Origin of the sequence: Agrobacterium tumefaciens, from assembly GCF_005221325.1 — a bacterium.
Lineage (GTDB): Bacteria > Pseudomonadota > Alphaproteobacteria > Rhizobiales > Rhizobiaceae > Agrobacterium.
Map to the genome: position 1 here is coordinate 1,262,070 of NZ_CP039888.1, position 26,541 is coordinate 1,288,610.

Here is a 26,541-nt window from a genome sequence, read left to right on the forward strand (position 1 = left end):
CGGCGAAAATGGCCGTCACAGCCAGAAGAGCAGCAATTCCTTCAGCGCGCCCGTCGCGTTCTGGGTGAGTGAACCCTTGCCCACAGCCGCCCTTGTATAAAGCGGCACTTCGCGCAGCAGCCGTTCACCCGAAAATATCTTGAGCGTTCCGGCATTCGCGCCGATATCCAGCGGCGCATTGAGCGGCCAGCGATAGACGATGCGGCCGGAAATGCGCTCCGGATTATTCACCGGCACCAGCACGCTGACATCTTCCTTCGGCGAAAGATCGATATGCGAGACATCGCCGCCATAGACGCTGACGGCGCCGACCGCTTCATCCTTGCTGAAAAGATGGCGTTTTTCGAAGGCTGTCAGGCCCCAATCCACCACCCGGCGGGCTTCTTCCTGCCGTGTCTTGTCATCTGCAATGCCTGCGAGCGCCAGATAGACGCGGCGCCCTTCCCGTTCGGCTGAAACGACGGCGGCAAAACCGCTGCCTTCGGCAAAACCGAGCCCCAGACCATCTATGCCGCTACCCGGCATCAACAGCGTGTTCTTGTTGCGCTGGAAAATCCGGTTCCACTCGAAATCGGGCTTGGTGAAAAGCGCGTAACGGTCGGGATAGGTGTCGTGCAGATGCTGGGCCAGACGCACCATATCCCTGGCGGTCGTCTGGTTGCCGGGGTCGGGAAGCCCCGTTGAATTGGCGAATATGCTGCGGTTCATGCCAAGTTCACCCGCCCGCGCCGTCATACGCTTGGCGAAGGCGGCATCCGAACCGGCCATGCCTTCAGCCACGATGATGCAGCCGTCATTGGCGTTCTGCACAATGATGCCGGTCAAGAGATCGTTGATGCCGACGGAGGATTTCAGCGCCGCGAACATGGTGGAAGTGCGCGAGGGAGCGCCGCCCGTGCGCCAGGCATATTCCGAGACCGGATAGGCGGTCTCCGGCGTCACCTGCCCCTTGGACAGCGCATTAAGCACCACCTCCACCGTCATCAGCTTGGCAAGTGACGCGGGCGGAAAGGACTGATCTTCGTTTTGCGAAAGAAGCACCGTGCCGGTCTCGGCATCGATCATATAGGCCTGTTCAGCCTTGGCGATGAAGGGACCCGTCTGCGATTGCGCCGCGCCCGCACTGAAAAATGCAAAAGCGGCCGCCACGATGACCGACCGATAGGAGCGATGAATGGCCTTGCGCATGAAACCGCCCAGTCCTGCGTACTGCAACCGGCTGCACGCAATAAAAGCGAAAGGCAGCCTACTCTCAATCCGTCAGCGCGACTTCGCCTGCTGACGCTTCACATGGGCGAGTATCGATTGCTCGTTGAGCGCACCACGATCGACGAGCACGCTGTCGAAGGCGCGCTCGGTCTTGGAAACCGTAGCTGATTCTTCCGAATAGGCCGCCGAATATTTAGAGGACGGCGTCGGCACGCGCAGATAATTGCCGCCGGGTGCTGCCGGCTCACGCATGAAATTGCCCTCCGGCCGCTCGGCCAGGAATGGGCCGATTTCCGGCAGGATAACAAATTGTTCGAAAGCCGGCTGAACGCCGTTGACGAGTGGCATGGCCTGAAGTGCGGCATTCTTCTTGGAGCCGACCAGCGCCGTCTGCGTGGAGCTACCATAATTCGGGTTGGACGCCGGAGCCGGCACGAAGTTCGGAGAAGCCGAAGCCACCATCACGCCCGTTGCGATCTGCCCTTCCGGAGCGACGCCCGGCGAGCGCGAGCCCTTCGGAATATAGGAGGCCATCAGATAGGGCATGTCGTGACCGTCAAGCGGGGCACGGCCGGCATATTGCACACGCACATTCGCCGTACCCGTCGCCTTCATGTCGAGAAGATCGGCGGTCTTGCTAGAAACGTCGATCAGGCGACCCTCATGGAAGGGACCGCGATCGTTGACGCGTACCAGCACCGACGAGCCATTTTCCATGTTGGTGATGCGCGCATAGCTCGGCAGGGGAAATGTCGGATGTGCGGCGGAAAGGTGTTCTTTATCGTAGACTTCGCCATTCGCCGTCAGGCGGCCGTGGAAGGCGGAACCGTACCAGGAAGCAAGACCGGTCTTGTTATAACCCGGCTCTTCTTTCGGAAAATAACGACGGCCCTTGACCGTATAGGCATTGCCGACCAGCTCTCGCCCGCCGCCCTTGGGAATGCTCTTCCCATCGGCCACACGCGGGCTGGCTTTGACGCCATATTCCGATTCAGAGAAATATTCCTTGCTGCGCTTGGGCTTAGGCTTGGTCTCAGTGGTGGTGGAACACGAAGCCGTCGCGGCGCAAAGCACGGAAATTGCAAGCCACTTCGCACCCGATCTGGTGCTGATGCCGAGTTTCTTGACCGTAGAATTCAAATCGTCTGCCCCACGCTTATTGGCCCACGCTTACTGGCTTGGAGAACCGCACCCTCACTTGCCTCGATAAATTGCCCCTGCCATCGAAGCACCTAACAGTCGCTTAATCTTGTGCATAACGTGGCGAAAATGCGAACGACTTCTGCAAATTCGATAAAATTGTAACGAACGTGGTTAATGATTTCTATGTTTTTGACCCGCCGCTGGGGTGAGTTTTACCCACCTTCGCCGCCCCTCTCCAGCGTATACGCAAGGAACAAACTGGGGACGACGGCGTTTTCTCCCCGCAAACAAACGAGCTTCCGCCGATTCCGGCTGAGGGAGGAAACATGATCAAGCTTATGAAAACCACAGGCCTGGCAATCGGCCTCGCCCTCGCATCCTTCGCCACAACGATACCCGCGGGGGCGCAGGACATGGAACTCAGAATCGGGCCCGACGGCGTTCGCCCCGTAATCCGCGACCGTGACCGTGACATGGACCGCCGCGGCCCGCCCCGTATGCGCGGCTGCAGCGAGCGTGAAGCCCGCGCCGCCGCTCGTGAAGCCGGACTGCGCGATCCCGAAGTCGTGCGCGTCACCCCCCGCCGCGTCGTGGTCGAAGGTTTCACCCGCCGCGGCCAAGATCGCATCACATTCGCAAACGAACGGGGCTGCCCGGAAATCTGATGAGATCAACAACCGCATGGAACCCGCCGGAAGGCGGGTTTCCTGTCATGCCGATTTTTGGCCATTTCAAATCCTGACTACACGTCGGGAGCATTCCCGCTTCGTCGCATCGTCATAGTCGTTTTGGCTGAATGGCAGATGGGGTGTCCGCCGATCCTTGTAACACATTGAAATTACGTATGCATTGCCCTTGTAAATCGGCGTATTATGCGTATTTTCCATCCCTAAGTTATGGCAACGGGATACGGAAATGGCGCGGAACAAACTCACGGAAACGAAGATCAAGAAGCTTTCCAGCGCTGGCATTTATAGCGACGGCGACGGGCTCTATTTACGTGTCCGGGCGGGCGGCTCAAAGCAATGGTTCTTCATCTACAAGCGAGACGGCAAGCGCACCGAGATAGGACTCGGCGGCTACGGGCAAGGAACCGCGCCTGTCTCTCTTGATCTTGCCAGAGAGAAAGCCGAAAGCATCCGGCAGCGTCTGGCGCGTGGCGAGGAACTGGCGGTGCGACCGACCTTCGCCGCGATCATGGAAGACGTAATCCAAAAGAAGATGACCGAGTCCAAGAGCAAGGGCCACAAGGCTGCATGGCGCATGACTCTCGACAAGTACGCCGCGCCGCTGCACAAGAAAGCGGTGGCCGACATCACTCGTGATGACGTGGTTGAGACGCTCAAACCCATTTGGACAGAGAAGCCCGAGACAGCCGACCGGACCCGGATGCGCATTGCAGCCGTGATCGACCATGCCAAGGCGCGCGGCCTTTATACCGGCGACAATCCTGCCGACTGGCGCGGCGGCCTTAAGGAATTGCTCCCTGCCCGGCAAAAGCTGTATCGCGGCCATCATGAGGCAATCGACTATAAGGCCCTACCCGCTGTCATCAAGAAGCTTCGGGCAGCTAAAGGGGTGTCGTCTGTCGCGGCGGAATTCGCTTGTCTGACTGCGGCTCGCTCTGGTGAAGCACGGGGCGCGGTCTGGTCTGAAATCGATTTGGAAAACGCTCTATGGATCATTCCAGCGGAACGGATGAAGGCAGGTAAAGAGCATCGCGTCCCCTTGTCGGCGCGGGCCTTGGAAATTCTTAAAGAGCGGCGGGAAATGGCCACGGGTGAGCTTGTGTTCGAAGGTGAGAGCGAAGGTAAGGCAATATCAGACACGGCCATGGTTAAGGCGTTGCGCGCAGCTACGGGCGGCACAGAGACGCTGCACGGCTTGCGATCCTCGTTCCGAGACTGGGCCGGTGACGAGACACATCATCCACGCGAAGTCATTGAAACAGCGCTTGCTCACACGCTCAAGGACAAGACGGAGGCCGCTTATCGTCGGTCAGATGCGTTGGCGAAGCGTCGTAAGTTGATGCAGGACTGGTCAGATTATTGCCAATCAAAGTCTGTCAATCGGAAATAACAAAGTCTTTTCAACGGAATTCTGAAATTTTTCTGAGGACGTCAAAACGTCAAGCAATAAACGCAAAAATATACATTGGCATATTTTGCAGTTTTTGGTTGCTAGGAGAAAATACTTGGAGTTATAACCGCGTTGTCGCCAGCGAGTGACGGCAATCACAAACAATCAGCGCATTTTCGCACCGGCCAAAGGAGGTCCGGTAACAACGTCGTGCGTCCAGAGAGAGGAGAAAATATGACGAAAGAACTACCGCGACTCATGTCACCAAAAGAGGCAGCCGCCGAAACCACGTTTTCAGCCGTTCAGCTTGGCATTCTGAGTGCAACGGGTCATTTCCCGAAACCTGTCCAGATTTCAACCCGACGCATAGCATACGTGCGGTCAGAGGTAACGGCTTGGCTTGATGAACGCATTGCAGCCCGCACCACCCACTGATGGAAGTAGCAAATGCAGATGACTCTCCCGGTTGGACAGGGAAGGTCAACTTCGAAAAGATTGGACAGAGGCGGGCCGCCCTGAGCGCGCCAGCGCGAAACTCAAAGCCAAAGCCAGAACAGGAAGATGAACCTGAAGAAGTAAGACTGACCGCAAAGCAGTTGATGCGGCGGAGATTTGAGAGGCCGCGCCAGATCGTGGAGGGCTTGTTCCCTGCCGGTTGCCTTCTTCTTGTCGGTCCACCAAAACAGGGAAAATCGTGGCTATCGTTACAGCTGGCCCGTTGCGTGGAGGCCGGAATCCCGTTCATGGGGCATCGAACCGAACAAGGTGACGTTCTGTATCTCGCGCTAGAAGATGGTTTCATCCGTCTTCAGGACCGCTTGGGAAAGCAGGAAATCGAAGGCGCGGAATCATTCACCGATGCGCTGGATTTCCAAATCCAGATACCAACGGCAGAAAAAGGCGGACTGAAGGAGTTGGAGGAGTGGCTGATAGCTCACCCCGACGCATCCTTAGTCATCGTGGACGTTCTCAAAATGTTTCGAGAGCCGCGCAAGGGCAAGGTTGATCCATATGAGCGCGATTATGGTGACGTTCGACCTTTGACGAAACTGGCAAACCAGTATCGGGTTTGCATCGTCATCGTCCACCATACGAACAAGGGCAGTGCAAGCGCAGTCGATCCTTTTGATCGTGTCAGCGGCACGGGCGGCATTTCAGGTGCGGCAGATGGCACGATTTTGCTTGTCCCGAATGAAAACGGCGATTTGGGGCTTTATGGCCGTGGGCGCGACTTTCAGGAGTTTGACTTCAGGGTTCGATTCGACGCCGATTCTTGCGTTTGGGCAATGGATACCGAAAGCGAGGATAGCGACCTGAAGGACTACGGGAGCGTCACCGGCAAGATATTGCAGCAACTTGGGTTCATGAATGGCAATCCTATTGGCCCTAGCGAACTGGCGGCAGTCATCCACGAAAAGCCGCTTGACGTTTCGAAGAGCCTGAAACGGTTGAGTACCAGCCGGAAGGTTACGAGGATCGGGCGCGGCAAATGGGTGCTTCGCGGACTGGAGCCGAAAAGCGCGTGACGACGAAACTACCATACCATGCAGTAGCAACGGTAGTTACGGTAGTTTCATAATTGCTAATATGAGGACTGTTTAGCTAAGTCCTTCTAGCATCACATTAAATAGTATCGGTAGTAAGGGTATTTCGGTTTGTGCAAACTACCGTAACTACCGTTTGTACCAACCATATAGACGAGAGGAGAAACGAATGAACGAAAGGACACACACCGAAAACATGCAGGTCATCAACGCGCTGGTAGGAAAGCCGGTCGCTTGGAGTGGTTTGCCGGAGCCAGACGAAAAGGTTCTTGCCCTCCTACGGAAGCGGTCAATACCGGCAGCGCCTATGATCTTGTCACGGCTGACGGGTTACGGACGTCACGAAGTCAATGAGGTGCTGTTGCGCCTGAAGCGCCATGGTCTGGCTAAAGCCGTTGGACACGGTGAATGGGTGGCAGTGCAATGAGGAAGTACGGTCAGATCAATAGACAGGTGTTTGCACACAACAGCCGCGATGGCCAAAAGTCGAAGCAGCCTATCCCGGTCAAGGTTATCCCTGCCGCTACGCGTCAGGGTGCTGCCCGCCCTGTCACGAAGCCATGAGCAGATGGCCGTATAACACGGCACAGTGGCAACGGCTGCGCATAGCCAAGCTGAGGGAATGCCCGGTCTGTGAGCCATGCAGGGCAAGAGGCGTTATCGAGATTGCGGAAGTCGTAGACCATGACAAGGCGATCAACGCGGGAGGTGACGCGTTCCCTCCCCTGTCCGGCCTTACCAGCATGTGCGCATCCTGTCATAACCGCAAGACGAATGCGAAGGACAGACGCACGGCCAAGACAGGTAGGAGTTCCGGCTTCAGGCGTGCGTGGGCTGGCTTCGACGTGGATGGCAACCCCATCGACCCTGAGGGCTGGAATGACGCTGTGTGACGCGCTGTGACCCTAGGGGGCCTCGAAGGACGAGAGTCAACGTGCTTGGGATCGGCGTGGGGCATTCGCAAAGACTTAGTTTCAAATATTGAACGACGAAAAGGAAATCGTCATGAAAAAATGAACAATGAAAGGAGGAATTAATGGGCCGTCGTGGACCCGGCGCGAAGCCGAAAGCATCCCGTAAGACCGGGGATATCATGAGTGGCGGGCAGCCGAAGCACCGCAAGGTGCTTCCTTGGGAGGTCGAAGGCCTCACAAGACTTGAAGCCGTCGTCGCATTCGTCAATGACATGAAAATTACGCAGGGCAAACTTGCGGGCCAGAACATGCAGTTGCGTGACTGGCAGATAGACGAGTTCCTTGCACCGATCTACGCCACGGACGAACATGGACGCCGCCCTGTGCGAACCGCCGTCCTATCTATGGGCCGCAAGAACGGAAAGACCGGCCTGAGCGCGGCACTTGCGCTTTGCCATCTGGTAGGCCCTGAAGCCGAGCAGCGCGGCGAACTGTATTTCGGTGCAATGGACAAGATTCAGGCCGGTAAGGCCTGGGCGGAATGCAAAGCGATGCTGGAAGCCCACGTCGAGCTTTCGGAGCGGGTGAATATCATCAAGTTTTCGAAAGAGATCGAAGTCGAAGCGGGTTATCCCGGTGAAGGCTCCGTTCTGAAGGCTGTGAGCGCCGATGCCGACAGCAAGCTTGGATTGTCGCCATCGTTCTTCCTTGCTGACGAAGCCGGGTATTGGGTGAAGCGCGACCTCTTCGACGCCATGGATTCCGCTCTTGGTGCGCGTGACGAACCGCTTGTTGTCGTGATCAGCACACAGGCGAAAGACGACACGCATTTCTTTTCGGAGATGATCGATTACGGCCTGAAGGTCAAAAGCGGCGAGATCGAGGACGAGAGCTTTCATCTGGCATTGTTCACGACTGACCCTGAGGAAGATGCATGGTCTTACGAAACGTGGATCAAAGCTAACCCGGCTCTAGGTGACTTCCTTGCACTAGAACAGGTCGAGCGCATGGCAGCGCAGGCGCAGCGGATTCCGTCAAAGGAAGCGGACTTCAGAAACAAGATTCTGAATCAGCGCATTGACGGGACAGTGAGGTTCATCGCCGCACGGGAATGGAACGATTGCGATCTAGGCCCGATTGACGAAGAGGCGTTGCTAGGCCGTGAATGCTATGGCGCTCTTGATTTGTCGGCGGCGCGCGATTTGACGGCCTTCGTTCTGGTGTTTCCGTCTGATGATGGTGGCCCTGCGACTGTATTGCCCCGCTTCTTCCTGCCAGAGTTCGATATCGCCGGGAAGAGTGAGAATGACCGCGTTCCTTACGATGTTTGGGCGCGTCAGGAATCGTCGCGGCTCACCCTCTTGCCGGGCAAGGTCATAGACCCTGCCTTAGTGGCGGAATACATCGCGGATGAGGCTGGGAGGTTCGATATCAAGGAAATCGCATTCGACCGGTGGCGCATTGAAGACCTGAAGCGAGAGCTTGCCAAGGCTTCGATTGAGTTGCCGCTAACGCCGTTCGGGCAAGGATACAAAGACATGTCTCCAGCCGTTGACATGCTGGAAGTAGCGGTCGCGCAACAGAAGGTAAACCACGCAGGAAATCCGCTTATGCGAATGTGCGCGGCCAATGCGGTCATCACAAAAGACCCCTCTGGTGCTCGCAAGCTGGATAAGTCGAAGGCCTCCGGGCGCATTGACGGGCTTGTCGCACTCGCCATGGCGTTGCAAACTGCTGCGCGACATGAGGAAGACGATTCACTTCCTGCGTGTTTTTTGGAAGATGCATAGGAGGAAAGTAATGACGCTACAGGGAAGAGTTTTCTCGATAAGATTGGGCGATTTCGGGTTGGATTCGTTGGGAGGATACAGCCCTGATGCAAAAGCAAACTTTGTTTGCACCTCCGATAACTCAAATGGCTGGCAGTTTGAGCCAATTCACTATGAGTTAGAGGATTTGCCGGAAGGTAGAGTGAAATTCGATGAAGGATTTCATCTCGACCCGACTAGCCCTCTCATTGCCCGCCTCAGCGAGGAATTGGAGCTTCCAGAAAAAATCCGAGACGGTGTTTTGTCAAGCAAACCATGAAGAAATAAATACAGTTGATTTTTGCGATTTACTGTTGATGCAAAAGCAAAACCGAGTATAACTGAAATCACCGGATGCAAGCACAAGACTTGACCCGGCGAGCCTGTCCCGAATGAGGGGCGGGCAGCCCGTGCGAAGCACGGAAAAGGAAGCCGTTTCTTGGAGAGGCGGCACCATAACAACCACGACATTGTTGCGCCTACCCAACCGAGCAATTCCGCATCGGCATGGCTCTTTGCGCGCTTACTAGAAAAGGAGACTATATTTGAACATTCATCATCTTCGCGAAACCCGTTCCACAAAGCTCAACGAACTTAAGGCCCTCGGCGAGAACCCGGACACCGCGAAGTTTACCGCAATCGAAGGCGAGATTCGCGCCCTTGACGGCCAGATCAAAAACGCAGCAACCATCGCAGAATTCGAACGCCACGAAGCCGCACCGCAGGGTGACGCCATGGCCCGCGAACTGCGCTCCTATTCCGTTTCCAAGGCCATCCGCGAAGGTAATGGCGATAGTCTGACCGGCGTTGAACGTGAAGTCCATGACGAACTGTCCAAGGGCCGTGAGGTGCGCGGCGTTATGGTTCCTACGGCTCTTATCTTCGGTGAAGAGAACCGCGCCATGCTCACGACTGGCACCGCTGGCAATACCGTTGCAACCAACATGGGCGGCTTGATTGATCGTCTTCGCCCGGTTCTTGCTGTCCAGTCTCTCGGCGCTACTGTGATTTCCGGTCTGACCGGCAATCTCGACCTGCCGCGCTTGACCTCTGGCCCGCAGGCCTATTGGATCAACGAAGACGAGGCCACCACGGCGAGCGATGCGACCTTTGACAAGGTTTCGCTGTCTCCGAAGACGGTTTCCGGCGAAATGTACCTTTCCCGCCGCCTCCTTCTTCAGAACGGCGTTGCGCTCGAAAACGTGCTTCGTCAGGACTTGGCTTTCGTTCTTGCGCAGGCTCTCGACTCCGCTGCGATCAACGGCACCGCCGCCGCAAAGCAGCCCGTTGGCATCCTGACGCAAATCACGGAAAGCGCGACCACGGCCACGGACCTGACGGACATTGCAGCGGACCTGATCGCAGCACTACAGATTGACGACGTGACCGGCACCACGGGCTTCTTGACCAACCCGGCGCTGATGGGCGTTGCCCGCAAGCTGAAGGACGGTCAGCAGCGCCCGATTTCCACGGCTGACACGTTCCACAATGAGCGCGTTGTTGCCACGAATCAGGTTCCGACCATTAGCGGCGAAAACCCGCTGATCTTCGGCGCATTTGCCAACCTCATGATTGGTTACTGGAGCGGCGTGGACATTCTCGCCAACCCCTACACTGACGCTTCTAAGGGCGGTCTGCGTTTGCATGCGTTCCTTGATGCTGACGTGGCTGTACGCCATCCCGAAGCGTTCGCATGGAAGGCCGTCGCCTAATATGGCGTCTGTCTCTCTCGCAGAGGCAAAGGCTCACCTCCGGGTAGATTACCCGGAGGATGACGCCTACGTCTCGACACTCATCAACGCGGCGGAAGGCTACATTTCAGAAATCGGCGTACCTGCCGACAAGCTGGCCTCACCCCCCGTCAAACATGCGGCGCTTTTGCTAATCGGGCATTGGTTTGCCTTTCGTGAGGCCGCAGCGGAGAAACCACCACAAGCAATCTCATTCGGCGTTGACGCCCTTGTGCAGCCATTCAGGGAGGTGAGCTTCTGATGACTATTGAAAAACGAGCGGCAACGGACGTAACAGCCAAGGGCCGTAAATTGACGGGCTATGTTGCGACGTTTGGCCTCGAAACCCGCATTGGCGATTTCAGCGAAGTGATTCAGGCCGGTGCTTTTGGTGATTCACTTCAATCCAACCCTGACATTCTGGCGCTTGTCGATCATGACCCCGGCAAGGTGTTGGGCCGTAGCGCGTCGGGCAGCTTGATCCTCGAAGAGGATCAAAAGGGACTCCGTTTCGAACTGGAGCTTCCCGATACCCAGTTGGGCCGCGACATCGCTTCGCTTGCTGCCCGCAATGATATCGGCGGCATGTCCTTTGGCTTCAATGTGCCTGAAGGCGGCGACGAATGGCACGGCGAAAAGCGAACCCTGAAGGCCGTGGACCTTCGCGAAATCAGCGTCGTGCAGGCGTTCCCGGCCTATTCCGGCACGTCTCTGGCCGTCCGGTCCCGCAAGCCGATGACGGACGCGGAACGTCGTATTCGAATTCTGGAATTGGAGGGAGGTGCTTATGTGGCCGTTTAAAACGAAAGAGAATCGGGCCGTGGCATCGAGCGACCCTTTCTTGGGAGAATTCCTTGGTGCGCGCTGGCAAGCCCGTGCCGACATTGAGAAGGCAAGCGGCCATGCCGTCGCCCACCGGTGCATCCAGCTTATCGCGGAGCAACTGGCGGGTGTTCCCCTTAAGGTGTACCGGAGAACGGATGACGGTGGCCGGGAAACGGCTTCTGATCACGCGCTGTACCCGGTGCTGAAGGATACGTTCTCGCCGCTCCTGACGGCCTTTGAGGGCCGGGAATGGATGAATGTTTCGGCGTTGATGTATGGCAATGCCTATGCCCGGATTGAACGAAATGGCCGCAGTCAGATTACCGCGCTGCATCCTATCCCGTCGCCATCGGTCACGGTGGAACGCCTGTCAACCGGACGCCTTCGCTACAAGGTGGCATTGCCGAACGGTGGAACACAGACATACACGCAAGATGAGATGTTGCATGTGCGCTACCGGACGAAAGACGGCATTCTAGGTCTGTCGCCTATCCAGATCGCAAGCGCGACTTTCGGCCTTGCCTTGGCTCAACAGGACACAGCAGGCGCGGCGGCAGAAAACAACTTCCGTCCGGCTGGAGCGATGGTGTTTCCTGAAAAGCTCTCCGGCCCCGGCAAGGACGGCGCAATCGCGAAGTTCAAGGAGCGCTTCGTGGGGCAGATGAAAGCCGGTGAGGTCATGATTCTTGACGGCGGCGCGAAATTCGAGACTTTCCAGTTTTCTTCCAAGGACTCCGAATTCCTCGAAAGCCGCAAGCTGTCAAATCTGGATATCTGCCGCGTGTATGGCGTCCCGCCTTCCGCAGTCGGCATTACGGACGATGCGACCTACAGCAACATTGGCGAGGAAAGCCGCGCTCTTGTGACTCGAGTCCTTGCGCCATGGGCCAAGCGAATCGAGAGCGTCTACAACACGACGCTGCTTTCGCCTGAAGCTCGCAAGACTCACTATATCGAGCACGATTTGAGCGGCCTTCTCAGGGGTGACCTTTCGACCCGCTACGCGGCGTACAAGATTGGCCGTGAAGCAGGATTCCTGTCGGTGGATGACATTCGCGCATTCGAGAACATGAGCAAGGTTCCGGGCGGCGACACCTATATGCAGCCCTTGAACATGGCGGCACTTGGCGTGGCACAAAATGCCCAGGCATCGGAGGCGCAGCAATGACGGGGGGCGGCGATCTTCGCGGCGTTTTTGAATTCCGGCGCAAGACAGACGGCAATGACGGTTTCGGGGGCATAATCCCCGGAGCCGGTCCCGTCACCACGATCTTCACCACGTCGGGCCGGATCGAGGTCCGTAGTGGCGATGAAATGGTTTTGAATAACGTCCCGCGAGGCGTTTCAACGGTGGAAATCACTATCCGTCAGCAGCCCGCCACTAAGGCCGTTAACACAACATGGAGCATTCGGGACAAGCGTTCCGGGCGCTCTTACAACGTCAAAATGATGAAGCCGGATAAGAAAGGAGCTTTCATCACGTTCACAGCAGAAGGAGGAACACCGTGAAGGTAAAGACTATCAGCATTGAGCCTATCAGTAAGGGCCATGACCGGGAAACGGGTTTTCGCAAGCTGGCAAAGGTCCAATTCTTCTTGCCCGACATGCAGATGACGATCCGCGATGTAGTCTTGACCCACGACCACGAACACGGGTTCGCTGTGGCGCACGTCAAACCGAAGGAGGGGCAGTCAACGCTCCAGTGGGTGCGAAACTCACCCTTCGCCAAAGCTTTGGCAGAAGCGGCAGCAACGGCCTATAGCAGCATGCTCGCTGAAGACTTGGACGAACTGAAGGCGCTCTACAAGGCAGCCTGACCAAAGCCCTACGGTTGATCCCGTGGGGCTTTTCTTCGTTTGCGCAAAAGAAAACCCGCCGCGCTGGTGAAAGCGAGACGGGCCACAGAAAAGAAGATCGAAATGAGCAAAGAAGATTTCACGCAATTTCGCACAGGATCGGCAAAACCACAATGAACTTTACCGCCAGAGTGGGCGGGCAGCATGCGCGCGAGCGTAAATATCGACTGCGTCAGTACGGAAGCGATTCTGCGCTGTCCTCAGTAATTGTCACACGATAGGGGTTTGTCCGCTCAACCTTACGCATGATATCACCGAATTTGTCATCAGCAGAAACGGACCATGTCCTCCGTCCGTCTACCGACTTCGTGACTTCAGTCCCATCATTTGGGTTTAGTCCGTCTGGCACATGATGCAGAAATTCAGCGGTGATTATGTAGCGAATCGAAGTCATGAGTTTCCTCCAAGTTGCAGAAACGACTGATACACCGATTCATGCAGCTAAAAGAAGAAACTTCGGTCGAAACTGATGACGACACATAAAAAAGTGAGGGTATGGCAACGGGATAAAAACCGCTTCAAGTCATTGATTTCGCTAGTAAATGGCAGATGGGGTGGGATTCGAACCCACGGTACGCTCTCACGCACGCCGGTTTTCAAGACCGGTTCCTTAAACCACTCGGACACCCATCCTTCGGTGGTGAGGCTTTATAGCGGTTTGAAAAGGCCCGTCAATCCCGCCGTTTTACGCCGACGCCTGCCTGCACTGTACCTCTGCGGGCCCGCCCGCAGATCATTGTCCGGGCGTGGCCGCAGGAGGCAGCAGCGAGCCTTCCCCGGAAGGAACATTCGGAACCTGCTGCGCTGAATCAAACAGTGTCAGGCTGAGAACGATTGCGACAAGCACCAGCAAAAGCGCCACGAAGAGGATTCCCGATTTATCCATGCGTCTGCTCATGTCACGTTATGTTAAAGGCGAATATGTGCAATTCGAGGCAATGCAAAGAATAAAGCGAAAGTCTGTCAAGTTGTCTTACAGATTTGCATAACTCATCGTTCAAAAATCTGTAGATTGAGCGAAATTTATGCATAGGCGTACTGTTTGGGACGGAAATGGCCTATCGCGTCAACACTGTTGTCACTTATATCAAGCCATCGCTCCCGGGCATTGCCCAACTTTCCCCGAGCGATCAACCTTGCCCCGCCTGTTTGCGGGGCTTTTTTCTTTTATGGACATGCAAGATGAAGTGCTGCCAAAAGGCCTGCGCCTCTCTGTGCCGCCCTGACCTCAAACGCCGATGCCTGGCCCGCCATTGCCGTGCCGGCCACCGCCTCGGATAATATCCTCGAACAGGTTGAGCAGTGCCGGCGGCAAGTTGTCAGAGAATTCCGCAATGATTTCGCTGGCGCGATTATAGGAATAGATGGCCGAAAGTGTCAGCACCAGAAGCACGATCCAGGGCCAGATCGGCTTACGCCTTTGCGGGCTTCCGTTCTCCTGTTGCGGTAAAGTCATGCCGGTCTCTCCCGTTCAGGCCTTAACGCGCGGTTCGCCTCCAGGCGCATAGGCGGTTTTCTGCAGGAAGCGGAATATATTACCGCATTGGCCACAGCGGATCATGAAATCCGTCGGATCGCCCGAGGCACGTTCCGTGCGAAATCCCCTCGGCATGTCATCAATGCGAAAATCGACGTCCCGACGGCTCTTGTCATCCGATTCCGATGCTTCGGCAAAACCCTGATGACCACATTTGGAACATTCGAGCTTTCGGGAATATCTGTCGCGCGCTGCCATCTGCCGTCCTTTGCTTGGTTGGTATCAGGTAGCAGCGGCAAAACGTCATTTCAATGCCGGTCGCCTCAGGTTAAAGCTTTGTATGGCTATTTTCCGTCTGGAAAATCATCCGGCGGCCGGAACGAATATGGAAGCCCATGCACGACCAAAGACCCCTGCTTTCATCGTCTCTCGTACGCCGCGCAGCCATCCTTGCCGGAATTCTTCTCATCCTCCTCGCCGGCCTCAATGTCGGCATCAAATGGTATGGCGAACGGATCCTCAAGGCGGGACATGTGACCGATACCGACGAGGTGGAGATCACCATCGGCAACGATCGGCTGAAACTCGCCAAGAACACGCTGCGAACGCCTTTAGAGAGACAGGGCGGCGAAAGCGAACGGGTCGATCTCTACCTCACTTGGCCTGACCTCAAAGGATATGAGGAGGCGAATCGCGCGATCTTCGACGATCCGACCCAGGCGGCGGGGCTGATCTTCGTCCAGCTCTCGCAAAGCACCATGTCCGAAGATATGTCCGGCCGTTTCGGGCCGATCTATTCACGGCTGACCGAAGGAGAGCCGGTGCCGCTGAAACACGGCCTCCTGCTGCATCGTCTGCGCGCCGATTCCGGCTATGGCAAGGAAGTCATCGTGACCGGCGAACGTGAAAACAGCGATACCTTCGTGGCGCGCTGCCTCCTGCCGCAGGCACCGCAGGACGCAACGGGCAGTGACTGCCAGAGGGATATTCATATCGGCCAGGACCTCAGCCTGTTCTATCGATTCTCCGCCAATCTGCTGCCGCAATGGCAAAAGCTTGATGCGGATGTGAAAACCTATGTTGCGCACCGCCTCGTAAAAGACGGAAATCCGTGACACGGCACGGCACAGATTGCGCGCGAAAAGTCGCATTTTATGGAAGGCGGATACCTTTCATAAACCACTTGGTAACGCCATCCCGATAAAGTTTCTTCCCGGAGCATCGGGCGGGGCGTGTCCGAGCGGAACAGAAATATGCGATTGAAGAGTTCAGCAGTGTTGAAAAGTCTATCTGGAGCACATTCGCGCAAAGCGGGTGCAACGTCTTTCGTGAGGTTTATTGCGTTAACCCTTGCTGCGGCGTTCATAACCGCAACATCCGTTCAGACCGCAAAGGCCGACCCGAAATATGCGGGTATCGTCATCGACGCAAAGTCCGGCAAGGTCCTCTATGGCGAGGATCCTGATGGCCTGCGTTATCCGGCATCGCTGACGAAGATGATGACGCTTTATCTGACATTCGAGGCGCTCAACAGCGGACGAATCTCCCTTGATTCCAAGGTGCCCGTTTCGGCCAATGCCGCCAAGGAGCCGCCTTCCAAGCTCGGCGTGCGCGCCGGCGGAAGCGTTACGGTTGAGCAGGCGATCCTTGCCCTCGTTACCCGGTCCGCAAACGATATGGCGACCGCACTCGGCGAACATCTCGGCGGCTCGGAAGACCGTTTTGCCCGGATGATGACGGCGAAAGCCCGCGCGCTCGGCATGACGCGCACGACCTATCGTAACGCCAACGGCCTGCCCAACACGGCGCAGATGACGACGGCACGCGACCAGGCTCGTCTTGGCATCGCGCTCCGCCAGCATTTCCCGCAATATTACGGCTATTTCTCCACCCGGACCTTCAATTTCGGCAAGCAGGTGATCGGCAACCACAATCGCCTCGTCGGAACCGTGAAGGGCGTGGATGGCATCAAGACCGGTTACACCCGCGCAGCCGGCAGCAATCTCGCGACATCCGCCCAGCTCGATGGCCGCTCCATCGTTGCCGTCGTTCTCGGCGGACGCTCGAGCGCTGCCCGTGACGCCACCATGCGGAAGCTCGTCGCAACCTACCTGCCCCAGGCATCGCGCGGCGGCAACAGCAACCTGATCGCACAGACGCGTTCTGCCCCGGTCGAAGAACCCGTTACCGTGGCGGCAGCCGTTCCTTCTCCGTCCGTGGCCGTCGCAGCAACCGATGCCGGCCTGCCCAACGCCGGACCGGTGCCGCAGGCCCGTTACGAAGAAGCGCCGGTCACAGCCTTTGCTGGCTCCTCTTCCAATGCCGCCGTCAAGGCCATGGAAGCCGCCACCTGGCAGAAGGGCAAGGATCCGATTGTGCGCGCACCGGTCGCTCCCGATCGCAATCTGATCACCAACTCGACCAAGGTGGACAACATCGTTACGGCATCCACGGCAGCGTCCGCATCCGCCGCCCCTTCCGTCTCCGCCAGGGCAGAGGCGCCGCAGGGTGGCTGGGTAATCCAGATCGGCGCATCGCCGGACGAAAACTCTGCCCGCGGCTTGCTGCAGAACGCGCAGGAAAAAGGCGGCGTGGCACTGCGCTCTGCAAAACCCTTCACGGTCGCCTTCAGTAAGGACGGCTCCCAGATCTACCGTGCCCGTTTCGGCGGCTTTGACGGCCAGAACGCTGCGGTAAATGCATGCAACGCATTGAAAAAGAAAGGCGTCAGCTGCTGGGCGTCACTCCAGTAACTGATGTTTCCGCAGGCGGTGCTTCATTGTCGAAACATCGCCTGTCTCCTCGAATTGTGTAATGAGTAGCGAGGCTTTCCAAGATGGCAGTCAACGAGAATTATTCGGACATTGCGTCTGGCAACGGGCAAGGCAGCCTGTCGGTTCTGCATCCCATTCACGAGGCGGCGATGCGTATCGCCGATCTCGGTCTCAATCGTTCCAAGGCAAAGACGCGTGATCTCGTGGCGCTGCTTCTGTCGCACGGCGCGCGTGCCTGGCGCGCCAATCAGCCGGAAGCCCGCGTCCACCTTCATGTCGCCCGCCGCTCGGGCCGTGCACCGATCCATATCCGCATCCGGTAACGAAACGCACGCAGTAAGAAAGACCCAAAGAAAAACCCCGCGGAGCCTGAACGCCGCGGGGTTTTCCGTTGATAGACGAAGCAGAAACGAGGCGGCTTACGCCTCGCTCTCCGGTGTTCCAGGTGCATCCGGCAGATTATCATCTGCCTCTTCGCCATTACCGTTTTCCGCCTCATCGTCGCCTTCAGGCTCGTTGATGCGCTCCACGGAAACCACTTTCTCGTCCTTGGCGGTAGAGAAGATCGTGACGCCCTTGGTGGCACGGCTGGCGATGCGGATGCCGTTGACCGGCACGCGGATAAGCTGGCCGCCATCGGAAACCAGCATGATCTGGTCGCCTTCGTCCACGGGGAAGGCAGCGACGAGTTCGCCGATTTCGTTGGTCTTTGAGGTATCGGTGGCGCGAATGCCCTTGCCGCCACGGCCCGAGGTGCGGAAGTCGTAAGAGGACGAACGCTTGCCGTAGCCCTTCACGGAAACCGTCAGCACGAATTCTTCGCGTGCCTTCAGCTCCTGATAACGCTCTTCGCTGAGTTCACCCTCTTCCGTCACTTCCTCACCGACGAGTGCGATATCGTCTTCATCGACGCCTGCGGCGCGGCGCTCGGTGGCCGAGCGCTTGAGGTAAGCTGCACGCTCCCATGGTTCAGCTTCCACATGGCCGACAATGGTCATGGAGATGATGCGGTCGCCTTCGGCCATGTTGATGCCGCGCACACCGACGGAGTTACGGCCGGCAAAGACACGTACATCATCCACGGGGAAGCGGATGCACTGGCCAAGCGCGGTCGTCAGCAACACGTCGTCACGATCGGTACAGGTTTCGACGGAGAGGATTTCATCGCCCTCCTCGTCCAGCTTCATGGCGATCTTGCCATTGCGGTTGACCTGAACAAAATCGCCGAGCTTGTTGCGGCGAACTGTGCCGCGCGTCGTCGAGAACATCACATCGAGCGTTTCCCAGGTCGTCTCGTCCTCGGGCAACGGCATGATGGTGGTGATGCGCTCGCCGGGCTCAAGCGGCAGCATGTTGATGAGGGCCTTGCCCTTGGATTGCGGCGTACCGATCGGCAGGCGCCAGACCTTTTCCTTGTAGACGATGCCGCGCGAGGAGAAGAACAGCACAGGCGTATGGGTATTGGCAACGAAGAGACGATTGACGAAATCCTCGTCGCGCGTCGCCATGCCGGAACGGCCCTTGCCGCCGCGGCGCTGTGCCCGATAGGTGGTCAGCGGCACGCGCTTGATGTAACCGAGATGCGAAACGGTGACGACCATGTCCTCGCGGGCGATGAGGTCTTCATCGTCCATGTCAGGACCGCCCTCGACGATCTGCGACCGGCGCGGCGTGCCGAACTCGTCACGGACCGCGATAAGCTCGTCCTTGACGATCTGCTGGATGCGCAGGCGCGACGACAGGATTTCGAGATACTCGCTGATCTCGGCGCCGATCTTGTTCAGCTCGTCGCCGATTTCATCGCGGCCAAGCGCGGTCAGACGGGCAAGGCGCAATTCTAGAATGGCGCGCGCCTGCTCTTCGGAAAGATTGTAGGTGCCGTCTTCGTTGATGCGGTGGCGCGGATCGTCGATGAGACGGATCAGGCTTTCCACATCCTGCGCCGGCCAGCGCCGCGTCATCAGCTCCTCGCGGGCCGAAGCCGGATCGGGCGCATGACGGATGACCCGAATGACCTCGTCAATGTTCGCGACCGAAATCGCCAGACCGACCAACACATGCGCGCGGTCGCGTGCCTTGCGCAGCAGGTACTTGGTGCGGCGGCTGACGACTTCCTCGCGGAAGGAGACGAAAGCGCGCAGCATGTCCAGCAGCACCATCTGCTCCGGCTTGCCGCCGTTCAGCGCCACCATGTTGCAGCCGAAGGAGGTCTGCAGCGGCGTGTAGCGATAAAGCTGGTTCAGGATGACTTCGGCATTGGCATCGCGCTTCAGCTCGACGACGACGCGGTAACCTTGACGGTCGGATTCGTCGCGCAGGTCGGAAATGCCCTCGATGCGCTTTTCCTTGACCAGCTCGGCCATCTTCTCGATCATCGAGGCCTTGTTCACCTGATAGGGAACTTCGGTGATAATGATCTGCTCGCGGTCTCCGCGCATCGGCTCGATGGTTGCGACGCCGCGCATGATCACAGATCCACGGCCGGTCTCATAAGCCGAGCGGATACCCGAACGGCCCATGATGAGCGCGCCCGTCGGAAAATCCGGTCCGGGAATGATCTGCATCATTTCAGGCAGTTCGATCGCGGGATTCTCGATCAGCGCGATACAGCCGTCGATGACCTCGGACAGATTGTGCGGCGGAATATTGGTGGCCATGCCGACCGCAATGCCACCTGCCCCGTTTACCAGCAGGTTCGGGAACTTGGCCGGAATGACGACTGGCTCCTGTAGCGTGCCGTCATAGTTGTCGCGAAAATCGACGGTTTCCTTGTCGAGATCGTCGAGCAGCGAATGGGCTGCCTTCTCAAGACGGCATTCGGTATAGCGTTCGGCCGCCGGCGGATCGCCGTCGATGGAGCCGAAATTGCCCTGCCCGTCGATCAGCGGCAGGCGCAGCGACCAGTCCTGCGCCATACGCGCCAGCGCATCATAGATCGCCGCATTGCCGTGCGGATGGAATTTACCCATCACATCACCGGTAACGCGGGCGCATTTGACGTATTTCTTGTTCCAGTCGATACCGAGTTCGGACATGCCGTAGAGGATACGGCGATGAACCGGCTTTAGGCCGTCTCGCACATCGGGAAGCGCGCGGGACACGATGACGCTCATGGCGTAATCGAGATACGACCGCTGCATTTCCTCCATGATGGAGATCGGTTCAATGCCTGGCGGAAGTTTTCCGCCGCCGGGGGGGCTCTGGTCAGTCAAAACGGATCACATTCTCTGTTAAGAATCGGATGGATTTTTATAGCGGAAACAGCAACGTTAAGCCAATTTCCCGGCGAGTTTTGAACAGGCTTTTGCGTCATTTGCAAGACGAACGCCGCTTTTCACGCTTTAGCCCGGCAAAAGCGGGTCTGCTCCCTTTCAAAGCAGCCACGACTTGCGTAGGCTCATCCGCAAAAAGGCAATAAGCGGGGAAAGAATGGCCAGCAGCGAAACCCTCATCAACGCGCTCACCACACTTCTGGTCACGCTCGATCCGCCGGGTCTCGCGCCCGTTTTCCTGGCGCTCACCGTCGGCATGACGCGCGACCAGCGCAGCCAGGTGGCATTGCGCGGCTCCATCATCGCCTTCGGCATTCTCGCCGTCTTCGCGCTGTTCGGCCTTGCCATTCTCAACCTGCTCGGCATTTCGCTCGGTGCCTTCCGCATCGCCGGCGGCCTTCTGCTCTTCTGGATTTCCTTCGAGATGATTTTCGAGAAACGCCAGGAGCGTAAGGAAAAGACCTCGGAAATAGCCATCACCAAGGACCACCTGCACAATCTGGCGGTCTTTCCGCTGGCTCTGCCGCTGATCGCCGGACCGGGCGCCATTTCCGCGACAGTGCTCCTTGCCGGCTCGATGAAAACCACCGTCGAGATGGTGGTGCTCATCCTCATCCTCGCTTTCGCCATGGCTCTCGTCTACGCCGCACTGATCGTCTCGGAACGCATGGACCGTTTTCTCGGCAATACCGGCCGTGCGATCCTTACCCGGTTGCTCGGCGTGCTGCTGGCAGCACTCTCGGTGCAATTCGTGGTCGATGGCATAAAGTCGGCCTTCGATTTCTGATCTCGGCGTGATCGCATATCTGCGCAACAAAATCCCGCATCCGGCTATAAGTCAGGAAAATCCATCCTTTAAATCCGGCGGCTGTTTCGGCTAAAAGACGCGCATCTTTTCCGGATTCGAAAGTTTTCTTCATGCGTTCCATGCTGCGCCGCCTCATCCCGGATGCCGCCCCTGTCAGCAACAGGGAAAGGCTGCGCTCCGCAACCGGTGCCTTTGTCGGCATTCTGCTGACCGGCCTTCTGGGCAGTCTGGCTCTGCGTTTCGACCCCACCCTGCCCGCCATGATCGCGCCGATGGGCGCTTCGGCCGTGCTTTTATTTGCCGTGCCCTCCAGCCCGCTGGCGCAACCGTGGTCGATCCTGTGTGGCAATCTTGTATCGGCTTTCGTGGGGGTAACCGTGGCGCTGCTGGTGCCGGACCCATTCCTCGCCAGCGCGCTCGCCATCGGCCTTGCCATAGCCGCCATGATGGCGCTGCGCTGCCTGCATCCGCCAAGCGGTGCTGTTGCGCTGACGGCCGTTCTCGGCGGTCCCGCCGTCCACAGTCTCGGTTATGGCTTTCTGCTCTGGCCGGTCGCCGGAAACTCGCTGATCCTTCTCGCTTTGGCCCTCGTCTATAACAATGCCACCGGCCGCGCTTATCCCCATGGCCTGAAGCTTGGAAAGGCCGCCCACGGCACGACCGATCCCACCCCCATTCAGAAAATTGGCTTCTCCTCGACCGATCTCGATGAGGTGCTGAAGGAATATGACGAGGTCCTCGATATCGACCGGGACGAGCTCGAAACCATCCTGCGCAAGACCGAATTGCGTTCCTACCGGCGCCGCGCGCTGCATCTCGATTGCGGGAGCGTCATGTCACGGGATGTGGTCGGTGTCGCCCCGGATGACAGCCTGCGCCATGCGCATGCGCTGATGCACAGCCATCATTTCAAGGCGTTGCCCGTCACCAACGACAAGGCCGAAATCGTCGGCATCGTCACCCAGACGGATTTTCTGGAAAAGGCAAGCTGGAGAAACGGGCGCCCCTCCATCGGCTTCCTGCAGCGGCTGCGCCTCATTCTGTCAGGTGCAAGCGCCCCCAACGATACCGTCAAGGACATCATGACCTCGCCGGTGAAAACCGTGCAGCCGGAAACCCCGATCGAGGAAGCCATCATCCGTTTCGCGGAGGAAGGTCTGCATTACCTGCCGGTCATCGACGCCAGGGGCAAGCTGGTGGGCATCGTGTCGCAATCCGATGTCATGGTCGCGATGCTGGCGGACAAGGTCGCGGCCTGAGCCGCTGAAACATTAAAGGCGGGCAGCAGCTACGCTACGCCCGCCTTTCATCATTTGCGAGCTTCCGCTCAGAACGGAATATCGTCGTCCATATCGTTGGAGAAGCCGCCTGAAGGCTGGCCGCCGCCACGGGAAGAGCCGCCGCGCGGCGAGGATTGCTGGTCATAACCGCCGCCGTAACCGGAGCCGCCGCCGCTACCATAATCATTGCCACCGCCGAAATCGCCGCCGCCGCTGCGGCCACCACCGCCACCTTCACCACGACCATCGAGCATCGTCAGCGTGGAGTTGAAGCCCTGCAGCACGATTTCGGTGGAGTAGCGGTCGTTGCCGGTCTGGTCCTGCCATTTGCGCGTCTGCAGCTGGCCCTCAATATAGAGCTTGGCGCCCTTTTTGACATATTGCTCCACGACCTTGCACAGGCCCTCGTTGAAAACCACGACGGTGTGCCATTCGGTCTTTTCCTTGCGCTCGCCGCTGTTGCGGTCGCGCCAGGTCTCCGAGGTGGCGATACGCAGGTTGGCGATGGGGCGGCCATCCTGCGTCCGGCGGATTTCGGGATCTGCGCCGACGTTTCCGATCAGAATTACCTTGTTTACGCTACCAGCCATCTCGTCATCCTGTCCGCCAGCCTTCATGACCGGCAATTGCATTTCAAAAAATCCCGCACACAATAACCGCCGCCGCCGGCAAAGGGCACCGCAGGCAGGGAACTATCCACAAAGAATAATCTTAAGCTGTGGGAGCAGACATTCGCGCTTGCAATTCGTTCCTTTTTTGTTCTATTAAATCGCAGATTTCGAGTCAAGCATTCCGAAAAGCTGCGACCGATAGGAAATAGACCTCGACACCTTCGGCTGCGTCACTACATAAGGACGCGCTGTCATCAAGTGTGTTATTTTTGTCCGAGCCTTGTCATGAGTGAACTGAAGACGATTTCCATCCGTGGCGCCCGCGAGCACAATCTCAAGGGCATCGATCTGGATCTGCCGCGCAACAAGCTGATCGTCATGACCGGGCTTTCCGGCTCGGGCAAGTCGTCGCTTGCCTTCGACACGATCTATGCCGAGGGACAGCGCCGTTATGTCGAAAGCCTGTCGGCCTATGCGCGCCAGTTCCTGGAAATGATGCAGAAGCCGGATGTCGACCAGATCGACGGCCTATCACCGGCTATTTCCATCGAGCAGAAGACCACCTCGCGCAATCCGCGCTCCACGGTTGGCACGGTCACCGAGATTTATGACTATATGCGCCTCCTGTTCGCGCGTGTCGGTGTGCCCTATTCGCCTGCCACCGGCCTGCCGATCGAAAGCCAGACGGTCAGCCAGATGGTGGACCGCATCCTCGCTTTCGAAGAAGGTACGCGTCTTTACATCCTCGCGCCGATCGTGCGGGGCCGCAAAGGCGAGTACAAGAAGGAACTGGCGGAGCTGATGAAAAAGGGCTTCCAGCGCGTCAAGGTGGATGGCCAGTTCTATGAAATCGCCGACGTGCCTGCCCTCGACAAGAAATACAAACACGATATCGACGTAGTGGTCGACCGTGCCGTTGTGCGCCCGGATATGGCAGCGCGTCTTGCCGACAGTCTGGAGACCTGCCTCAAGCTCGCCGACGGGCTGGCAATCGCCGAATTCGCCGACAAGCCGCTGCCACCGGAAGAAACCGCCGCCGGGGGTTCCGCCAATAAATCGCTCAACGAGACCCATGAGCGTGTGCTGTTTTCGGAAAAATTCGCCTGCCCCGTTTCCGGCTTTACCATCCCGGAAATCGAGCCGCGGCTTTTCTCCTTCAACAATCCCTTCGGCGCCTGCCCGAGCTGCGATGGCCTCGGTTCGCAGCAGAAGGTGGATGAAAACCTGATCGTTCCAGAGCCTGCCCGCACGCTGCGCGACGGCGCGATCGCCCCTTGGGCAAAGTCTTCCTCACCTTATTACAACCAGACGCTGGAAGCGCTCGGCAAGGCCTTCGGTTTCAAGCTGTCGAGCAAATGGTCGGATCTTTCGAAGGAGGCGCAGCACGCCATTCTTCAGGGCACCGATGACAAGATCGAATTCAACTATCAGGACGGCGCCCGCTCCTACAAGACGGTGAAGAATTTCGAAGGCATCGTTCCCAATCTTGAGCGTCGCTGGAAAGAGACCGACAGCGCCTGGGCGCGCGAGGAAATCGAGCGTTACATGTCGGCAGCCCCCTGCCCGGCCTGCGCCGGTTATCGCCTGAAGCCGGAAGCGCTCGCCGTCAAGATCAACAAGCTGCACATCGGCGAAGTCACCCAGATGTCAATCCGCAAGGCACGCGACTGGTTTGAGGTGCTGCCGGAAAATCTCAACGCCAAGCAGAACGAGATTGCGGTCCGCATCCTCAAGGAAATCCGCGAACGCCTGCGATTCCTCAACGACGTCGGGCTGGATTATCTCAGCCTGTCGCGCAATTCCGGCACACTTTCCGGCGGCGAAAGCCAGCGCATCCGGCTTGCCTCGCAGATCGGCTCGGGTCTGACTGGCGTGCTCTACGTTCTGGACGAGCCGTCGATCGGCCTGCACCAGCGTGACAATGCCCGCCTGCTCGAGACGCTGAAACATCTGCGCGATATCGGCAATACCGTCATCGTTGTCGAACATGACGAGGACGCCATTCTGACGGCGGATTATGTGGTCGATATCGGCCCGGCCGCCGGCATTCACGGCGGTCAGGTCATCGCCGAAGGCACGCCGCAGGAGGTGATGGCCAGCCCGCAATCTCTGACCGGCAAATATCTCTCGGGCGAACTCGGCGTTGCCGTGCCCGCCGAGCGCCGCAAGCCCAAGAAGGGTCGCGAAATCAAGGTTTTTGGTGCACGCGGCAACAATCTCCAGAATGTCACCGCAGCTGTACCGCTTGGCGTCTTCACCGCCGTAACCGGCGTGTCAGGCGGCGGCAAGTCCACCTTCCTGATCGAGACGCTTTATAAGTCGGCGGCGCGCCGGGTGATGGGCGCGCGCGAAATTCCGGCCGAGCACGACCGCATCGACGGTTTCGAATTCATCGACAAGGTGATCGATATCGATCAGTCGCCGATCGGCCGCACGCCGCGCTCCAACCCCGCCACCTATACCGGCGCCTTTACGCCAATCCGTGACTGGTTCGCCGGCCTGCCGGAAGCCAAGGCGCGCGGTTATGCGCCGGGCCGTTTCTCCTTTAACGTCAAGGGCGGCCGCTGCGAGGCCTGCCAGGGCGACGGCGTCATCAAGATTGAGATGCACTTCCTGCCCGACGTCTACGTCACCTGCGATGTCTGCCACGGCAAGCGCTATAATCGCGAGACGCTGGATGTCACCTTCAAGGGCAAATCCATCGCCGACGTACTGGATATGACGGTTGAAGAAGGCGTGGAATTCTTCGCCGCTGTGCCAGCAGTGCGTGACAAGCTGCAATCGCTGTTCGATGTCGGCCTCGGTTACATCAAGGTCGGCCAGCAGGCCAACACGCTATCCGGCGGCGAGGCGCAACGCGTCAAGCTTGCCAAGGAACTGTCAAAACGCTCGACGGGCCGCACGCTTTACATTCTCGACGAGCCGACGACCGGCCTTCACTTCCACGACGTCAACAAGCTGCTGGAAATGCTGCAGGCACTGGTGGACCAGGGCAATTCCGTCGTGGTGATCGAACACAATCTCGAAGTCATCAAGACGGCCGACTGGATCATTGACATCGGCCCCGAAGGCGGCACGGGCGGCGGCGAAGTGGTGGCGACCGGCACACCGGAAGACATCGTCAAGGTCGAGCGCTCCTACACCGGTCATTTCCTCAAGGAACTTCTGGAACGCCGGCCGGCCGGGAAACGCGAGGCTGCGGAGTAGGAGG

At 58.0% G+C, this 26,541-nt stretch carries 26 protein-coding genes and 1 tRNA gene; 19 read left to right on the forward strand and 8 right to left on the reverse strand.

The features are described 5' to 3' along the window. Nucleotides 1–15: 15 nt before the first annotated feature. Together CFBP5499_RS06615 and CFBP5499_RS06620 are read right to left on the reverse strand one after the other, a co-directional pair. Nucleotides 16–1,188 carry a D-alanyl-D-alanine carboxypeptidase family protein gene (locus CFBP5499_RS06615; protein ID WP_080825116.1) on the reverse strand — a complete coding sequence of 391 codons (1,173 nt, stop codon included), beginning with the start codon at nt 1,186–1,188 and terminating at the stop codon, nt 16–18. Between the two features lie 72 nt (nt 1,189–1,260). Beyond that, nucleotides 1,261–2,349 carry a septal ring lytic transglycosylase RlpA family protein gene (locus CFBP5499_RS06620; protein ID WP_080825115.1) on the reverse strand — a complete coding sequence of 363 codons (1,089 nt, stop codon included), beginning with the start codon at nt 2,347–2,349 and terminating at the stop codon, nt 1,261–1,263. A gap of 329 nt (nt 2,350–2,678) precedes the next feature. Here CFBP5499_RS06620 and CFBP5499_RS06630 point away from each other — a divergent pair, with 329 nt between their 5' ends. The 13 genes from CFBP5499_RS06630 (at nt 2,679) to CFBP5499_RS06690 (ending at nt 13,069) form a co-directional block, all read left to right on the forward strand. After that, the gene (locus CFBP5499_RS06630) at nt 2,679–3,017 is read left to right on the forward strand and encodes a hypothetical protein (protein ID WP_080825114.1); all 339 of its coding nucleotides are present in this window, start codon (nt 2,679–2,681) and stop codon (nt 3,015–3,017) included. Nucleotides 3,018–3,267: 250 nt separating this feature from the next. Further along, nucleotides 3,268–4,431: a tyrosine-type recombinase/integrase gene (locus tag CFBP5499_RS06635; RefSeq protein ID WP_080825113.1), complete on the forward strand. Its 1,164-nt coding sequence runs from the start codon at nt 3,268–3,270 to the stop codon at nt 4,429–4,431. Nucleotides 4,432–4,665: 234 nt separating this feature from the next. Then, nucleotides 4,666–4,866, forward strand: a complete 201-nt coding sequence (locus tag CFBP5499_RS06640; RefSeq protein ID WP_080825112.1) for a helix-turn-helix transcriptional regulator — start codon at nt 4,666–4,668, stop codon at nt 4,864–4,866. Next, nucleotides 4,866–5,957: an AAA family ATPase gene (locus CFBP5499_RS06645; RefSeq protein ID WP_080825111.1), complete on the forward strand. Its 1,092-nt coding sequence runs from the start codon at nt 4,866–4,868 to the stop codon at nt 5,955–5,957. Before CFBP5499_RS06640 ends, CFBP5499_RS06645 begins: the two co-directional genes overlap by 1 nt. A gap of 187 nt (nt 5,958–6,144) precedes the next feature. Further along, nucleotides 6,145–6,402, forward strand: a complete 258-nt coding sequence (locus CFBP5499_RS06650; protein ID WP_080825110.1) for a hypothetical protein — start codon at nt 6,145–6,147, stop codon at nt 6,400–6,402. Between the two features lie 666 nt (nt 6,403–7,068). Beyond that, a complete protein-coding gene (locus CFBP5499_RS06655) occupies nt 7,069–8,679 on the forward strand; it encodes a terminase large subunit (RefSeq protein ID WP_233284179.1) in 1,611 nt (536 codons plus the stop codon). A gap of 10 nt (nt 8,680–8,689) precedes the next feature. Then, nucleotides 8,690–8,977, forward strand: a complete 288-nt coding sequence (locus CFBP5499_RS06660) for a hypothetical protein (protein WP_080825107.1) — start codon at nt 8,690–8,692, stop codon at nt 8,975–8,977. Between the two features lie 265 nt (nt 8,978–9,242). Further along, nucleotides 9,243–10,409: a phage major capsid protein gene (locus CFBP5499_RS06665; protein ID WP_080825106.1), complete on the forward strand. Its 1,167-nt coding sequence runs from the start codon at nt 9,243–9,245 to the stop codon at nt 10,407–10,409. 1 nt (nt 10,410) lies between these two features. Then, complete coding sequence (locus CFBP5499_RS06670; RefSeq protein ID WP_158523265.1) at nt 10,411–10,689, forward strand: head-tail connector protein; 279 nt, start codon at nt 10,411–10,413, stop codon at nt 10,687–10,689. Continuing rightward, nucleotides 10,689–11,228, forward strand: a complete 540-nt coding sequence (locus CFBP5499_RS06675) for an HK97 family phage prohead protease (protein WP_080825104.1) — start codon at nt 10,689–10,691, stop codon at nt 11,226–11,228. The genes CFBP5499_RS06670 and CFBP5499_RS06675 overlap by 1 nt, the downstream gene beginning before the upstream one ends. A 19-nt stretch (nt 11,229–11,247) precedes the next feature. Then, on the forward strand, nt 11,248–12,420 hold the full coding sequence (locus CFBP5499_RS06680; RefSeq protein WP_158523264.1) for a phage portal protein: 1,173 nt from the start codon (nt 11,248–11,250) through the stop codon (nt 12,418–12,420). Continuing rightward, nucleotides 12,417–12,761, forward strand: a complete 345-nt coding sequence (locus tag CFBP5499_RS06685; protein ID WP_080825102.1) for a phage head completion protein — start codon at nt 12,417–12,419, stop codon at nt 12,759–12,761. The genes CFBP5499_RS06680 and CFBP5499_RS06685 overlap by 4 nt, the downstream gene beginning before the upstream one ends. Beyond that, the gene (locus tag CFBP5499_RS06690) at nt 12,758–13,069 is read left to right on the forward strand and encodes a hypothetical protein (protein WP_080825101.1); all 312 of its coding nucleotides are present in this window, start codon (nt 12,758–12,760) and stop codon (nt 13,067–13,069) included. The genes CFBP5499_RS06685 and CFBP5499_RS06690 overlap by 4 nt, the downstream gene beginning before the upstream one ends. 582 nt (nt 13,070–13,651) lie before the next feature. Here CFBP5499_RS06690 and CFBP5499_RS06695 read toward each other — a convergent pair. The 4 genes from CFBP5499_RS06695 to CFBP5499_RS30455 all read right to left on the reverse strand — a co-directional run bounded on the left by CFBP5499_RS06695 (nt 13,652) and on the right by CFBP5499_RS30455 (nt 14,843). Continuing rightward, nucleotides 13,652–13,741 (reverse strand) — tRNA-Ser (locus tag CFBP5499_RS06695). Nucleotides 13,742–13,841: 100 nt separating this feature from the next. After that, complete coding sequence (locus CFBP5499_RS06700; RefSeq protein ID WP_173986916.1) at nt 13,842–13,994, reverse strand: hypothetical protein; 153 nt, start codon at nt 13,992–13,994, stop codon at nt 13,842–13,844. Between the two features lie 342 nt (nt 13,995–14,336). Then, nucleotides 14,337–14,564, reverse strand: coding sequence for a hypothetical protein (locus tag CFBP5499_RS06705; RefSeq protein ID WP_080825098.1), 228 nt, complete (start codon nt 14,562–14,564; stop codon nt 14,337–14,339). A 15-nt stretch (nt 14,565–14,579) separates the two neighbouring features. Continuing rightward, complete coding sequence (locus tag CFBP5499_RS30455) at nt 14,580–14,843, reverse strand: hypothetical protein (RefSeq protein WP_080825097.1); 264 nt, start codon at nt 14,841–14,843, stop codon at nt 14,580–14,582. 137 nt (nt 14,844–14,980) lie between these two features. On the opposite strand from CFBP5499_RS30455, the gene CFBP5499_RS06715 reads away from it, so the two are divergent. The 3 genes from CFBP5499_RS06715 (at nt 14,981) to CFBP5499_RS06725 (ending at nt 17,682) form a co-directional block, all read left to right on the forward strand. Next, entirely contained in the window at nt 14,981–15,700 is a 720-nt protein-coding gene (locus CFBP5499_RS06715) for a hypothetical protein (RefSeq protein ID WP_080825096.1), read from the forward strand. 138 nt (nt 15,701–15,838) lie between these two features. Next, on the forward strand, nt 15,839–17,338 hold the full coding sequence (locus CFBP5499_RS06720; protein ID WP_080825095.1) for a D-alanyl-D-alanine carboxypeptidase: 1,500 nt from the start codon (nt 15,839–15,841) through the stop codon (nt 17,336–17,338). Between the two features lie 83 nt (nt 17,339–17,421). Beyond that, entirely contained in the window at nt 17,422–17,682 is a 261-nt protein-coding gene (locus CFBP5499_RS06725) for a hypothetical protein (RefSeq protein ID WP_080825094.1), read from the forward strand. Nucleotides 17,683–17,778: 96 nt separating this feature from the next. Here CFBP5499_RS06725 and gyrA read toward each other — a convergent pair whose 3' ends face one another. After that, nucleotides 17,779–20,571, reverse strand: coding sequence for a DNA gyrase subunit A (gene gyrA, locus CFBP5499_RS06730; protein ID WP_080825093.1), 2,793 nt, complete (start codon nt 20,569–20,571; stop codon nt 17,779–17,781). Nucleotides 20,572–20,788: 217 nt separating this feature from the next. On the opposite strand from gyrA, the gene CFBP5499_RS06735 reads away from it, so the two are divergent. Then, complete coding sequence (locus tag CFBP5499_RS06735; RefSeq protein WP_006316239.1) at nt 20,789–21,418, forward strand: MarC family protein; 630 nt, start codon at nt 20,789–20,791, stop codon at nt 21,416–21,418. Nucleotides 21,419–21,549: 131 nt separating this feature from the next. After that, on the forward strand, nt 21,550–22,698 hold the full coding sequence (locus tag CFBP5499_RS06740; RefSeq protein ID WP_080825092.1) for a CBS domain-containing protein: 1,149 nt from the start codon (nt 21,550–21,552) through the stop codon (nt 22,696–22,698). Between the two features lie 68 nt (nt 22,699–22,766). On the opposite strand, the gene CFBP5499_RS06745 is transcribed toward CFBP5499_RS06740, so the two are convergent. Beyond that, nucleotides 22,767–23,351 carry a single-stranded DNA-binding protein gene (locus CFBP5499_RS06745; RefSeq protein WP_173986923.1) on the reverse strand — a complete coding sequence of 195 codons (585 nt, stop codon included), beginning with the start codon at nt 23,349–23,351 and terminating at the stop codon, nt 22,767–22,769. A gap of 264 nt (nt 23,352–23,615) precedes the next feature. Here CFBP5499_RS06745 and uvrA point away from each other — a divergent pair, with 264 nt between their 5' ends. Further along, nucleotides 23,616–26,537: an excinuclease ABC subunit UvrA gene (gene uvrA / locus CFBP5499_RS06750; RefSeq protein ID WP_080825091.1), complete on the forward strand. Its 2,922-nt coding sequence runs from the start codon at nt 23,616–23,618 to the stop codon at nt 26,535–26,537. Nucleotides 26,538–26,541: the final 4 nt, after the last annotated feature.